13 protein-coding genes and 1 pseudogene are annotated in these 14,166 nt (G+C 31.6%); 12 read left to right on the top strand and 2 right to left on the bottom strand.

All coding sequences use genetic code 11. The annotated features are described in order from the left end of the window. Positions 1-39: 39 nt before the first annotated feature. Positions 40-606 carry a hypothetical protein gene (locus tag ACIJYI_RS06575; RefSeq protein ID WP_435113888.1) on the top strand — a complete coding sequence of 189 codons (567 nt, stop codon included), beginning with the start codon at positions 40-42 and terminating at the stop codon, positions 604-606. Here ACIJYI_RS06575 and ftsY read toward each other — a convergent pair. Together ftsY and dapF are read right to left on the bottom strand one after the other, a co-directional pair. Further along, positions 599-1,516 carry a signal recognition particle-docking protein FtsY gene (gene ftsY / locus ACIJYI_RS06570; RefSeq protein ID WP_435113886.1) on the bottom strand — a complete coding sequence of 306 codons (918 nt, stop codon included), beginning with the start codon at positions 1,514-1,516 and terminating at the stop codon, positions 599-601. The two genes, ACIJYI_RS06575 and ftsY, sit on opposite strands and share 8 nt — an antisense overlap. Further along, on the bottom strand, positions 1,516-2,340 hold the full coding sequence (gene dapF / locus ACIJYI_RS06565; protein WP_435113884.1) for a diaminopimelate epimerase: 825 nt from the start codon (positions 2,338-2,340) through the stop codon (positions 1,516-1,518). The genes ftsY and dapF overlap by 1 nt, the downstream gene beginning before the upstream one ends. A 161-nt stretch (positions 2,341-2,501) precedes the next feature. Here dapF and ffh point away from each other — a divergent pair. The 11 genes and pseudogenes from ffh to ACIJYI_RS06510 all read left to right on the top strand — a co-directional run bounded on the left by ffh (position 2,502) and on the right by ACIJYI_RS06510 (position 14,160). Next, a pseudogene (ffh, locus tag ACIJYI_RS06560) lies at positions 2,502-3,859 on the top strand (signal recognition particle protein). A gap of 15 nt (positions 3,860-3,874) precedes the next feature. Continuing rightward, entirely contained in the window at positions 3,875-4,483 is a 609-nt protein-coding gene (rpsP, locus tag ACIJYI_RS06555) for a 30S ribosomal protein S16 (RefSeq protein WP_435113882.1), read from the top strand. Between the two features lie 14 nt (positions 4,484-4,497). After that, the gene (gene trmD, locus ACIJYI_RS06550) at positions 4,498-5,184 is read left to right on the top strand and encodes a tRNA (guanosine(37)-N1)-methyltransferase TrmD (protein ID WP_435090099.1); all 687 of its coding nucleotides are present in this window, start codon (positions 4,498-4,500) and stop codon (positions 5,182-5,184) included. A 16-nt stretch (positions 5,185-5,200) separates the two neighbouring features. After that, positions 5,201-5,740 carry a 50S ribosomal protein L19 gene (rplS, locus tag ACIJYI_RS06545; protein WP_435113880.1) on the top strand — a complete coding sequence of 180 codons (540 nt, stop codon included), beginning with the start codon at positions 5,201-5,203 and terminating at the stop codon, positions 5,738-5,740. Positions 5,741-5,751: 11 nt separating this feature from the next. Beyond that, on the top strand, positions 5,752-7,155 hold the full coding sequence (leuC, locus tag ACIJYI_RS06540; protein WP_435090096.1) for a 3-isopropylmalate dehydratase large subunit: 1,404 nt from the start codon (positions 5,752-5,754) through the stop codon (positions 7,153-7,155). Then, positions 7,156-7,761, top strand: coding sequence for a 3-isopropylmalate dehydratase small subunit (leuD, locus tag ACIJYI_RS06535; protein WP_435113878.1), 606 nt, complete (start codon positions 7,156-7,158; stop codon positions 7,759-7,761). It abuts the gene before it with no gap. Continuing rightward, positions 7,754-8,860, top strand: a complete 1,107-nt coding sequence (gene leuB, locus ACIJYI_RS06530) for a 3-isopropylmalate dehydrogenase (protein WP_435090093.1) — start codon at positions 7,754-7,756, stop codon at positions 8,858-8,860. The genes leuD and leuB overlap by 8 nt, the downstream gene beginning before the upstream one ends. A 26-nt stretch (positions 8,861-8,886) precedes the next feature. Then, complete coding sequence (locus ACIJYI_RS06525; RefSeq protein ID WP_435113876.1) at positions 8,887-10,650, top strand: acyl-CoA dehydrogenase family protein; 1,764 nt, start codon at positions 8,887-8,889, stop codon at positions 10,648-10,650. Positions 10,651-10,652: 2 nt separating this feature from the next. After that, a complete protein-coding gene (locus ACIJYI_RS06520) occupies positions 10,653-12,269 on the top strand; it encodes an acyl-CoA synthetase (protein ID WP_435113874.1) in 1,617 nt (538 codons plus the stop codon). Positions 12,270-12,277: 8 nt separating this feature from the next. Next, positions 12,278-13,054 carry an alpha/beta fold hydrolase gene (locus ACIJYI_RS06515; RefSeq protein WP_435113872.1) on the top strand — a complete coding sequence of 259 codons (777 nt, stop codon included), beginning with the start codon at positions 12,278-12,280 and terminating at the stop codon, positions 13,052-13,054. Continuing rightward, positions 13,051-14,160, top strand: a complete 1,110-nt coding sequence (locus ACIJYI_RS06510; RefSeq protein WP_435113870.1) for a dimethylsulfoniopropionate demethylase — start codon at positions 13,051-13,053, stop codon at positions 14,158-14,160. The genes ACIJYI_RS06515 and ACIJYI_RS06510 overlap by 4 nt, the downstream gene beginning before the upstream one ends. The last annotated feature ends 6 nt before the right edge of the window (positions 14,161-14,166 follow it).

Raw genomic sequence — 14,166 nt, 5'->3', positions numbered from 1 at the left:
TCCAAACAAAGATAATACAAGTTTTGTTATTAATTTTGAATGGTGAAAAAAACTCTTTCATTATTATTCATTCTATTAACATTTAACAGTTTTGTGTTTGCTCAAGACAAAAATTCTGAAGTGGATAATTTATTTCACATTGATCAAATGAATTCTCATAATGAAAACTTTGCTCTTTATTTCAAAACTAGAGAAAAAGCAGTATTAGCAAGAGGTGAAAACAGTAATTATATAAATGATTATCCTAAAGATCTTTATATTTATGATTACAAAACAAAAAGTTCATCTCCACTAATATCTTATGAGTGGTTTCCAGCTAGAGCAAAATACTTTCTTGAAGAATATGATTTTCCAGTATTTCCTGACGATTTTGCTTATTATCTTTTAAAAGATAACACAACATTAGTAATGATTAGTGCAGTTAAAAGTTTAAACGCTAATTTCAAATTTGATATTTTGGAAAAGAAATTAGAACTTTATCCGCGAAATGGAAAATTTGATTTTATAATCTCATCAATTGCTAAAAATTGTGGACATGACAATTTTAAAGAAAGTTATAAATGTAGTTTTTATAAACCTTTAATTTCCAGTACGTTAATTAATTAATCTGAGTAAACGCCTCTGCAAATTTTTCAGCTTCAAAAATTTGAAGGTCATCCTCTTTTTCTCCTAAACCTAAAGCAATAATTGGAAGTTTATATTTTTTAGCAACAGCTAAAAGAATACCTCCTTTTGCTGTTCCATCTAATTTAGTCATAATTAAACCGGTAATTGGAATTATTTTATTAAACTCTTCAACTTGATTAATGACATTTTGACCTGAAGTTGCGTCTAATACTAATATTACATCGTGCGGCGCATCAGGATCTATTTTTTTTGTTACATTTGCAATTTTTTTATATTCTTCCATTAAATTTTTTTTATTTTGCAATCTTCCAGCAGTATCAATTAACACCTGATCAAAGTTATTACTAATTGCATCCTCAATAGCTTTGTATGCAACAGAAGCTGGATCTGCATTCTGTGAAGATTTTGTTATTTCAACATCAATTTTTTTTGCCCAATTTTCTAATTGCTCAATAGCTGCAGCTCTAAAAGTGTCTGATGCAGCTAGCATAACTTTATTTCCATTAGCTTTTAATATTTTGCTAATTTTTCCAATAGTTGTTGTTTTGCCAACACCATTAACTCCTGAAACTAATGTTGCATTAATTTTTTCTTTTTTTTTAAAGAATTCTTTATTTTCAAGTGGTTTCATTAAGGAAACTATATAATTTTTTAAAATCAAATTTATTTCTTCAGCGATATCTTTATTAGGATCAATTTTGCTATCAGAAATTATTTCTTTAATTTCAGAAGCAGCAACAGTACCAACATCAGATTGAATTAAATATTCTTCGATTTTATCTAAAGTTTTGTCGTCTATCTCTTTTTTTACAACTATATCTCTTAAACCAGATGTAAAAGCAGATGCACTTTTTTTAAAGCCAGATTTAAATTTATCAAAAATTCCCATTAAATTTTAATTTCAATATTTTCTATATCTGAAACAGGTCCTTTCATATGGATGCTATTATTTTGATCAATTGAAATTGATAATTTACCAGTAGAAAATTCTACATCTACTTTATTGTTTGTCAGTCCATTTTGTTTTGCGGCAAAAGCAGTTGCACAGGCTGCTGTTCCGCAGGCTTTAGTTAAACCAGCACCTCTTTCCCAAACTTTTACTTTGATTAACTCATGGTTAATCACGGTTGCTAAAGTTACATTGCATTTTTCTGGAAAAAAATTATGTTTTTCTATTTCTGGTCCAATTTTGTTAATGTCAAAATTTTCATTATTATCAACAAAAAATATTATATGAGGATTTCCAACATTTATAGCTGTACCACCTACATGTTCATTTTTATTTAAATCATAAATTTTAATATTTAAGTTTTTTGTGTTTAAATCTTTAGATAAAGGAATTTCGTTCCATTTTGTTTTTCCTACTCCTATTTCTGTTGAAACCAGTTTATCTCCTAAAATTTCAGATTTTAAGTTACCCGATAACGTGGTTAAATTGATTGTATCTTTATTAGTTTCTTTACTCAATAAATCTGCAACACATCTTGTACCATTTCCACACGCACCAGAAGTGCCACCGTCAGAATTATAAAATTCTAAATAAGCATCAGCTGTTTCACTCTTTTTAATTAAAATTAACTGATCACAACCTATAAATTTTCTATCACAAATTTTTATTATTTGTTCTTTGGTAAGTTTTGTAATTTTTTGTCTATTATCAATAATCACAAAATCATTGCCTAAACCATCCATTTTAAAAGCTTTTAAATCCATATATAGATATTTAACTTATTTATTGACTTTTTGAACCTCTATTATAGGTTGTTGCCGTTTCCGCAAAAACATTAACTTTGCGGTGTCTTTGGAAACAAAGAGATCGACACTAGTCAGCGAGGGTTCGCCCACTAGTGCGATTACTGCTGTGCGTAATAAATATGTTTGAAAATTTAACAAATAAATTTGAAGAAATTTTTTCTTCTTTAAAAAAAGCTCCTTCACTTGATGAAGCTCAAGTAGATGAGGGTTTAAGAGGTATCCGACAAGCTTTATTGGAAGCAGACGTATCTCTTGATGTTGCTAAAGATTTTATCGAAAAAGTTAAACCAAAAGTTTTAGGTCAAGAAATTATCAGATCAACCTCTCCTGGAGATATGGTTGTAAAAATTGTCTATGATGAATTGGTCAATTTATTAGGTGAAACAAATAATGATATAAATCTTAATGCTGTCCCACCAGTACCTATGATGCTTGTTGGTCTTCAAGGTTCAGGTAAAACAACTACGACTGCAAAATTAGCTAAATACTTAGAAACGAATAAAAAGAAAAAAGTTATGATGGTTAGTCTTGATATTTATAGGCCAGCCGCACAAGAGCAACTTAGATCTCTCGGTGAACAAAATAATATTCTAACATTACCTATAATAGAAGGTCAACAACCAACAGATATTTGCCAAAGAGCAATAAGTGCAGCTAATCTTAATGGAGCTGAGATTATCTTATTCGATACAGCAGGAAGAACCCAAATTGATTTACAAATGATGAGTGAAATTAAACAAATTGAAAGTGTAATAAATCCCACAGAGACCTTTTTGGTTGCAGACTCTTTAACAGGTCAAGTAGCAGCATCTGTTGCAAAAGAATTTAAAAATACAGTAAATCTTTCTGGAATAATTTTAACTAGAGCAGATGGTGATGCAAGAGGTGGAGCAGCTGTAAGTATGAAATATGTTTCTAATGTTCCAATTAAATTTTTAGGTATAGGTGAAAAAATAGATAATCTTGAAGTATTTCATCCAGACAGAATAGCAAACAGAATTCTTGGTATGGGAGATATAGTATCTCTTGTAGAAAAAGCTGCACAGGATTTAGGTGAAGAAAATATTAAAAAGGCTGAAGAAAATTTAAAAAAAGGTCAATTTTCTATTCAGGATTATTTAACACAATTGAGACAAATGAAAAAAATGGGTGGAATAGAAGGTATAATGTCTTTTATGCCGGGTGTTTCAAAAATGAAATCTCAAATGGATTCAGCAGGAATTGATGAAAGTATAATCACAAAAAATGAGGCGATTATTTTATCAATGACAAAAAAAGAAAGAGAGAACCCTAAACTTATTGATGGTTCTAGAAAAAAAGAATTGCTAATGGCTCTGGCACAGATCCAGCCACTATCAATAAATTGCTTAAGCAATTTAAAATGATGTCAGAAATGATGAAGAAGATGTCAAAAGGAAATCTGAAAGGTATGTCTGATAAGGGGATACCGCCAGAGCTATTTAATCAATTAAAATAAAAAAAAGGAGAACGAATGTTAAAATTAAGATTATCAAGAGGTGGAACAAAAAAACGTCCTGTTTACAAAGTTGTTGTAGCAGATAGTCGTTTTGCAAGAGATGGAAGATTTATTGAGAAAGTTGGGTTTTTTAACCCTCTTTTGCCTAAGGATAAAAAAGAAAGAGTTGGACTTGAAGCTGAAAGAATCAAATATTGGTTAGGTCAAGGTGCTCAACCAACTTCTAGAGTTGCAAGAATTCTAGGTGAAAATGAATTAATGGCAATGCCTGCAAATGGTAATAACCCTAAAAAAGCTGTTCCAAAAAAAGAGAGAAAAAAAGAAGGTGACGAAGCTCCAGCAGCTCCTAAAGCAGAGGCAGCACCAGCAGCAGAAGCTCCTAAAGAAGAAGCTCCTAAAGCAGAGGCAGCACCAGCAGCAGAAGCTCCTAAAGAAGAAGCTCCTAAAGCAGAGGCAGCACCAGCAGCAGAAGCTCCTAAAGCAGAGGCAGCACCAGCAGCAGAAGCTCCTAAAGAAGAAGCTCCTAAAGCAGAGGCAGCACCAGCAGCAGAAGCTCCTAAAGAAGAAGCTCCTAAAGCAGAGGCAGCACCAGCAGCAGAAGCTCCTAAAGAAGAACAGAAATAATTTAAAGATTATTTATGTGGCAAGCACAAGTGTTTACACTTTATCCAGAAGTTTTTCCTGGACCTTTATCTAAAGGTTTGTACGGGAAAGCTCTATCTAAAGAGTTGTGGAATTTAAGGATTGTAAACATTCGTGATGCAGCAAAAGACAAACATAAAACTGTTGATGATACTCCGTACGGAGGCGGTTCTGGTATGCTTTTAAAAGCAGACGTTATGGCAAAATCTTTAGATCAAAATAAAATAGAAGGTGAAAGAATTATTTATTTATCACCTAAAGGAAAAAAGTTTGATCAACATTATGCGCGTGATTTATCAAAGGAAAAATCTGTATCTTTTATTTGTGGACATTTTGAGGGTGTTGACGAAAGAGTGCTGACAACAAGAAATATTGAAGAGGTTAGCATTGGAGACTACATATTGTCAGGTGGTGAAACAGCTGCGTTTGTTCTTATAGATAGTATATTGAGACTTTTGCCTGGAGTTTTAGGTAACGAAAACTCAAAAGTAGATGAGAGTTTTGAAAATGGCCTATTAGAGTATCCACAGTACACAAAACCTCAAATTTGGGAGGAAAAAGGTGTTCCGGAGGTCTTATTATCAGGCGATCATAGCAAAATTAAAGACTGGCGTTTATCTCAATCTGAGGCTATAACACGCGTCCGAAGACCAGATTTGTGGCAAAAATATAAGAAGAACTAATTTGATAAATACAGATATGAAAACAATTGAAGAAATAAACCAACACAACGTAAAAAAAATACTTTCAGAGAAAAAAATTCCAGATTTTTATCCAGGAGATGTTGTTAAAGTTGGGGTTAGAATTACCGAAGGTAAAAAAGAAAGAATTCAATATTTTGAAGGTGTTTGTATTGCTAAAAAAAGTAGAGATTTGAACTCATCTTTTACTGTAAGAAAAATTTCTTTTGGCGAAGGTGTTGAAAGAACTTTTCCTTTATATGGTACGTTAATAGATTCAATTAAAGTAATAAGATCAGGTAAAGTAAGAAGAGCTAAGCTTTATTATTTAAGAGATAGAACAGGTAAATCAGCAAGAATTGCAGAAAAGATAAGAAAAAAAATTGGAATAGATGTTGATGTAAAACCTGAAACAGTTACTGAAGAAAACGTTGCGCCAGCAACAGAAGCTCCTAAAGTAGAGGTAGCACCAGCGGCAGAAGCTCCTAAAGAAGAAGCTCCAACAGCTGAAGTTGCTAAAGAAGAACAAAAATCAGAAAGCCCTTCAGAAAAAAAATAATTTTTTTTTCAATGTCCACTACTCTTTACGATAAAATTTGGAACGATCACTTAGTTGATCAACAAGACGATGGTACTGCATTACTTTTTGTAGATAGACACTTAGTTCATGAAGTAACTAGCCCACAAGCTTTTGAAGGCTTGAGAAATTCAAATAGAAAAGTTAGACATCCTAATTTAACTTTAGCTGTAGCTGATCATAATGTACCAACAACAGATAGAACTAAGGGAATAGCTGATGTAGATTCAAAAATACAAGTTGATACTTTGGAAGCTAATTGTAAAGAATTTGGTATTCAACTTTTTGGAATGGATGACAAAAGACAAGGTATCGTTCATATCATTGGGCCTGAGCAAGGTTTTACTCAACCTGGAACAGTAATTGTATGTGGTGATAGTCACACAGCAACTCATGGTGCTTTTGGTTCGTTAGCATTTGGTATTGGTACGTCAGAGGTTGAACATGTGTTAGCGACACAAACATTAGTTCAAAAAAAAGCAAAAAATTTTAGAATTAATGTTAATGGCCAACTTCCTTTAGGAGTTACATCTAAAGATGTGATACTTCAAATTATTGGAAAAATAGGAACAGCTGGAGGAACAGGCTCAGTTATAGAATACGCAGGTGATTTAATTAGATCACTAAGCGTTGAACAACGAATGACCATTTGCAATATGACAATTGAAGGTGGAGCAAGAGCTGGATTAATAGCACCAGATGAAAAAATATTTAATTATTTAAAAGGAAAACCAATGTCTCCTAAAGGAGATAATTGGGAAAAAGCTTTAAATTATTGGAATAGTCTTAAAACTGACGCTGATGCAAGTTTTGATCAAGAGCTTAATTTGAATGCTGGTGAAATTTTACCGATGATAACTTGGGGAACATCTCCACAAGATGTAATTACAATTGATGGCAAGGTGCCAAATCCACAAAGTGAAAATGATGAAGACAAAAAAAATTCAATAGAAAGATCTTTAAAATATATGGGCTTAAAACCAGATATGGCGGCAAAAGATATTAAGATAGATAAAGTGTTTATTGGAAGCTGCACTAACGGAAGAATAGAGGATTTAAGAGAGGCTGCTAAAATTTTAAAAGATAAGAAAATTTCATCACATGTTGATGCAATGGTTGTTCCAGGATCTGGTTTGGTAAAAGAACAAGCTGAACAAGAGGGGTTAGACAAAATATTTGTTAATTCTGGTTTTGAGTGGAGAGAACCTGGTTGTTCAATGTGTTTAGCTATGAATGCAGATAAATTAAAACCTGAAGAAAGATGCGCATCTACTTCAAATAGAAATTTTGAAGGAAGACAGGGAAGAGGTGGAAGAACTCACCTGGTAAGTCCTGGAATGGCTGCTGCTGCTGCAATATCTGGAAATCTAGATGACGTTAGAAAGTATCAAAACTAAATGCAAAAATTTGATAAATTAAAAAGTATTCCAGCTTACTTACCAATAGTTAATATTGATACAGATATGATTATTCCAAAACAATTTTTGAAAACTATTAAAAGAACAGGACTTGGAAAAAATTTATTTTTTGAAATGAGATATGATGATCAAGGTAAAGAGGTTAATGATTTTGCATTAAATCAAAGTCCTTTTAATAACTCAAAGATTTTAATTGCTGGTAAAAATTTTGGATGCGGATCATCAAGGGAGCATGCACCTTGGGCATTATTAGATTTTGGAATAACTTGTGTTATTAGTTCAAGCTATGCAGATATCTTTTATAGTAATTGTTTTAAGAATGGAATTTTACCAATAATTCTTGAAGAAGATAAAATTAAAGAACTATCAGAATATGCAAACAGAAAAGAAGAAATTTCTGTCGATTTAAATGAGGAAAAAATTGTATATGGAAATAGTGAAATAAAATTCCAAATTGATCCATTTAAGAAAAAGTGTTTGCTTGAAGGATTAGATGATATAGCTCTGTCTTTGAAAAAATCAGATAAAATTGAAAAATTTGAAAGAAATATTAAAAATATAAAACCATGGATTTTTAATGATTAAAGTAAAAAAAAGAAAAATACTTTTATTACCTGGTGATGGTATTGGCCCAGAGGTAATTGGTGAAGTTAAAAAAATTATTAAATGGTTTAATGACAAAAGATCATTAGATTTTGAGATAGATGAAGATCTTGCTGGTGGATGTTCATATGATAAGCACGGAACACCAATTACTGATGAGGTATTTTATAAAGCCCTAGAAAGTGAAGTTGTTATGTTAGGAGCTGTTGGTGGACCTAAATGGGATGATTTAGATTTTTCAAAGAAACCTGAAAGAGCATTATTAAAGTTAAGAAAAGAATTAAAGTTATTTGCAAATTTAAGACCTGCAATCTGTTTTGAACAATTGGTGGATGCTTCTACGCTTAAGCCAGAAATAGTATCAGGATTAGATATAATGATAGTTAGAGAATTAACAGGTGGAATTTACTTTGGTGAACCAAGAGGAATTAAACCAATAGAAAATGGTGAAAGAAAAGGCATTAATACTCATACGTATACTACTAGCGAAATAACTAGAGTAGCTAGAGTGGCTTTTGATTTAGCTAAAAAAAGATCAAATAAAGTTACATCTTGTGAAAAATCTAATGTAATGGAAGCTGGACAGCTATGGAAAGAGGAAGTTCAAGAATTACATGATAAAGAATATAAAGATGTCGAATTAAGTCATATGTTAGCAGACAATTGTGCGATGCAACTTTTAAGAAATCCCAAACAGTTCGATGTGATAGTTACTGACAATTTATTTGGAGATATGCTTTCAGATCAAGCTTCCATGTTAACAGGATCTTTAGGTCTTCTTCCATCTGCTTCTCTCGGAGCTAAGAATAAAGATGGTGAAATGAGAGCAATGTATGAGCCAATTCATGGTTCTGCTCCAGATATCGCAGGTAAAGGAGTTGCAAATCCAATTGCATCAATTTTAAGTTTTGCAATGGCTCTTAGATATTCATTAGATCTGGATAACGAAGCTGATGCGTTAGAAAAAGCAGTACAAGAAGTATTAAATGATGGCTTAAGAACCAAAGACATCCTGTCTGACGGAATGAAAGAAACATCAACATCATCAATGGGTGATGCGATAATTTCAAAATTGCAATAATTCTAGAATTATTCTAAGGTTTCAAAATGCCAAGTTATATTGCGCCAGTTGAGGACATGCTGTTTCTCTTTGAAAAATTAAGAGACAACAAGAACTACAATGAATTAGAAAAATACAATGAAGTTAGTCCAGATTTAGTTAAAGATATTTTAGAAGAGGCTGCAAAAATAAATCAAAATTTGATTTTACCATTAGCAAAGTCAGGAGATGAAAATCCAGCAGTTTTAGAAAACGGAGTGGTCAGAACACCCCCGGGCTATAAAGAAGCTTACCAAAAATATATTGAAGATGGTTGGACATCATTATCTTGTGACCCTAAATATGGTGGCCAAGGAATGCCAAAAACAGTTAGTGCTTTCTTTGATGAAATGCTTTCTTCAGCAAGCTTATCATTTAAATTATATAGTGAATTAAGCATTGGTGCTTACAATTGTATTAGTCATCATGCACCAGATGAAATTAAAGAAAAATATCTACCAAAGATAGTCGAGGGAAAATGGAGCGGAACAATGTGTTTAACAGAACCTGTCTGTGGAACAGATTTAGGTTTATTAAAAACAAAAGCAGCCAAACAATCTGACAACACTTATAAAATTAGTGGTCAAAAAATTTTTATTACTTCTGGTGACCATGATTTAACAGAAAATATAATTCATTTGGTTTTAGCTAGATCAACAGATTCTCCCACAGGCACCAAGGGTATAAGTTTATTTTTAGTTCCCAAGTTTATTGTGAATGAAGATGGGACAGTTGGACAAAGAAATGGAGTGTCTACAGGATCAATAGAAAGTAAAATGGGTATAAAAGGTTCAGCAACATGTGTTTTAAATTTTGAAGAAGCAACTGGTTATTTGATAGGTACAAAAGACAAAGGTTTAAACGCAATGTTTACCATGATGAATCTAGAAAGAATAGTTGTTGGTATACAAGGTTTAGGTATTTCAGAAATAGCATATCAAAACTCACTTGCTTATGCCAAAGAGAGAAAACAAGGAAAAACTAATAATACTAAATCAGAGAATGGTGCTGATTTTATAATCGAGCATGCTGATATAAGAAGATCTTTGCTAAATATGAAATCAATAATTGAAGGTGAAAGAGCATTGTGTTTTTGGCTATCTCAACAAACAGAAGTAAGTCTTTATCATCCAGATGCCAAAATTAAACAAGAAGCTTCTGATTATGTTTCATTAATGACACCAGTTGTAAAATCATTGTTCACTGATCTAGCCATGGAAATCACCAGTGATGCAATGCAAATTCATGGAGGATATGGATATACAAAAGATCAAGGAATTGAACAATTATATAGAGATAACAGGATTACTCCAATTTATGAAGGAACAAATTCAGTTCAGGCAGCTGATTTAGTATTTAGAAAACTATCCAATAAAAATGGAAATGTGGTTAATAAATTTTTAGAAATGATTAAAATTGAAAGTGAAAGCAAAAATGAAAAGGTAAAAAGCTTTTCTAAAGAATTGAATTATTATTTAGATATTTTATCAAAATTTACTGATTGGATTAATGACAAAAGTAAGACTGATAAAGATGATGTGAGTGCAGCTGCTAATGATTATTTAAAAACGCTTGGTTTTGTTTCTGTAGCATATTCGTGGATAAAAATTCTTGAGGTTAGCTTTAGTGACTACGAGTCTAATAAAAATTTTTATAATGATAAGATTAATACAGCAAAATTTTATTTTGAAAAAGTATTACCAAGAGCAGAGTACCATTATAAATCTGCAATATCAGGAAGCTCAAATATAATGAATTTTAAATTTAACTAATTATGAGCAATTACGACAAAAATTTAGATAAAAATAAAGCAAACTATGTACCTCTTACCCCATTAACGTTTTTAGAAAGAGCTAAAGATGTCTACCCTTGTTATGAAGCGATAATTTATGAAGATAGAAAGTATACTTGGAGTCAAGTCTACAAAAGATCTGTAAAATTTGCTAGTGCTTTATCAAAAATTGGAATTAGCAAAGGAGACACAGTTTCATTTTTAGCTTTCAATACTCCAGAAATTTTTGAGGCTCATTATTCGGTACCAATGACTGGTGGTGTATTAAATACAATTAATATCAGATTAGATGCAAACACTATCGCTTATATTTTAGATCATAGTGAAGCGAAAGTTTTAGTTGTAGATAGACAGCTTCACGTAGAAGTAAAAAAAGCATTAAAAATTTTAGACAAAAAGATTATTGTAATTGATATTAATGATAAACATGCAGATCAATCCAAGTTAGAAAAAATTGGTGATTTAGAATATGAAGATTTTTTAAATTCAGGCGATGAAAATTATGATTGGAAAATGCCAGAAGATGAATGGCAGGCAATATCACTAAGCTACACATCAGGTACAACAGGGAATCCAAAAGGTGTTGTTTACCATCATAGAGGTGCCTACTTAATGTCTACTGGGAGCACAGTAGCGTGGAATATGCCTAATAGGTTAAATTTTCTTACTATAGTTCCTATGTTTCACTGTAACGGTTGGTGTTATCCTTGGACAATTCCTATGTTAAATGGAAGAACTATTTGTCTAAGAAATATTGACGTTAAAAAAATTTTTGAATTAATTGATAAATATAATGTAACTCATTTTGGTGGAGCACCAATTATATTGAATATGATCACTGGAGCACCAGAAAGTGATCGAAAAAAGTTAAAAAGAAAAGTTTATGTTTTAACTGCAGGAGCTCCTCCACCTAGTATTATTTTTAAGAAAATGAAAAACCTAGGATTTGAAGTAATGCATGTTTATGGTTTAACGGAAACTTACGGTCATGTCACACAGTGTGCCTGGAATGATGAATGGAATGAATATGATGAAGAAAAGCAAAATGAAATTAAAGCAAGACAGGGTGTTAGGTATCCTAATCTTGAAGGCGCTACTATTATGGATCCTGAAACTATGAAGGAAGTACCAAGAGATGGAAAAACTATTGGTGAGATCATGTTAAGAGGAAACGTAGTGATGAAGGGTTATTTTAAAGATAAAGTGGCTACCGATAAAGCTATGGCTGGTGGCTGGTTTCACTCAGGAGATTTAGCAGTAATTCATCCTGATGGTTATGTAAAAATACAAGATAGATCTAAGGATATAATTATTTCAGGAGGTGAAAATATATCATCAATAGAAATAGAAAATACACTTTCAAAACATCCATCTGTATCAATAGCAGCAGTAGTTGCAAAACCTGATGAAAAATGGGGTGAAGTACCTTGTGCATTTATTGAAATGGTCCAAGACAAACCAGTTACAGAAAAAGAATTAATTGATTTTTGTAAAGAAACATTGGCTGGTTTTAAAGTTCCAAAAAAAGTTATTTTTTGTGAGTTACCAAAAACATCAACAGGCAAAATTCAAAAATTTGAGTTAAGAAAAAAATTCTAGGTAATTAATTGATATATCAGTTAGAAAATAAAAACTTTCATGCATCTGATGCAGGGCAAGGTATTGATGGTAAAAAAGATACGATTATTTTTCTTCATGGCAGTGGTCTTTCACACATTGTTTGGTCTTTAGCAGAACAATTTTTTTCTAATAAAAATTACAATGTTTTATCAATTGATTTACCTGGACACGGAAGTTCTGATGGCCCTTGTTTAAAAACAATAGAAGATATTGCAGATTGGTTAGAAAAAGTATTTGTAAAATTAAAATTAGAGAAAGTTATTTTGGTTGGCCATTCTCAAGGATGTTTGGAGATGCTTGAATATTCTCATAAATACAAAAAAAGAATAAAAAAAATGGTTTTCATTGGTGGTTCTTACAAAATGCCAGTTAATCAGGATTTAATAGATTTAGCTTTAAATGCAGATACTGACGCTGTTAAATTAATGATGAAATGGGGATATGAAGGGTCAAAAAAATTTATTGGAGGAAATCCTGTTGAAAAAATAATTCAATCTCCGTCTGACATTAGAGAAATATTAGCTGTCGATTTGATCGCCTGTAATAATTATGCAAATGGGTCTAATGCTATAAAAACAATTGATTGTCCAACTTTATTAATTTTTGGTGCATTAGATAAAATGGTAAATTTAGAAGTTGGTAAAAAATTTGCAAATTTAATTAAAAATTCTACTACTCACATTATAGAGGGTTGTGGTCACATGATTATGATTGAAAAAGCATTTGAAATGAGAGAAAAAGTCTTAGAATTTTTACAAAAATGAAACAATATTCAATTGCAAAATCTAGAAGACTTAGGAGTACTCCATATACCTCAAGAATAGAGAAACAAGGTGTAACCGCTTATACTGTTTACAACCATATGCTTTTACCTGCTGCATTTGGATCTTTAGAAGATTCATATACGCATTTAAAAAAAGATGTTCAAATTTGGGATGTAGCGGCTGAGAGACAAGTAGAAATCCAGGGAAAAGACTCTGCAAAACTTGTTCAGCTGATGACATGTAGAAATTTATCAAAATCAAAAATAGGAAGATGTTATTATTGCCCAATTATTGATGACGATGGAAATTTGGTAAACGATCCAGTGGTCTTAAAATTAGCAGAAGATAAATGGTGGATATCAATTGCTGACTCAGATGTAATATTTTTTGCAAAAGGTTTGGCGTCAGGATACAAACTGAATGTAAAAATTATTGAACCAGTAGTGGATATTATTGCTATTCAAGGGCCTAAATCTTTTAGCTTAATGGAAAAAATTTTTGGAAAACCAATTACAGAATTAAAATTTTTTGGTTTTGATTATTTTGATTTTGAAGGTACGAAGCATTTAATTGCAAGATCTGGCTGGTCTAAGCAAGGAGGATACGAAGTGTATGTTCAAAATACAAAATCAGGACAAAAATTATATGATCATTTATTTGAAGTTGGAAAAGAATTTAATGTTAAACCAGGCTGTCCAAATTTGATAGAAAGAATTGAAAGTGGTTTGCTTTCTTATGGTAATGATTTTGATAATAATGACAATCCTTTCGAGTGTGGCTTTGATCAGTATATTTCTTTAGATAGTGAGATAAATTTTTTGGGTAAAGAAAAATTAAAAAAAATAAAATCTGAAGGTATTCAAAAAAAATTAATGGGTGTTCAGTTTGATATTAAAGAAATAAGTTTAGTAGGTTCATTAGATTTAAAAGATGAAAAAGATAATATAATTGGTGAATTAAGGTCAGCATGCTACTCCCCACATTTTAAAAAAGTTATTGGAATTGCAATGTTAAAAAAGCCTTATTGGGAGGCTTCAAAAACTGTTAAAGTTGAAATAAACGGAAACTTTTGTACCGGAAACGTTTGCGATTTACCTTTCATTTAGTATAAA

The organism is Candidatus Pelagibacter bacterium nBUS_36, assembly GCF_051201215.1.
In the GTDB taxonomy this organism is placed as follows: domain Bacteria; phylum Pseudomonadota; class Alphaproteobacteria; order Pelagibacterales; family Pelagibacteraceae; genus Pelagibacter.
This window is presented reverse-complemented; position numbering and strand designations above follow the sequence as displayed.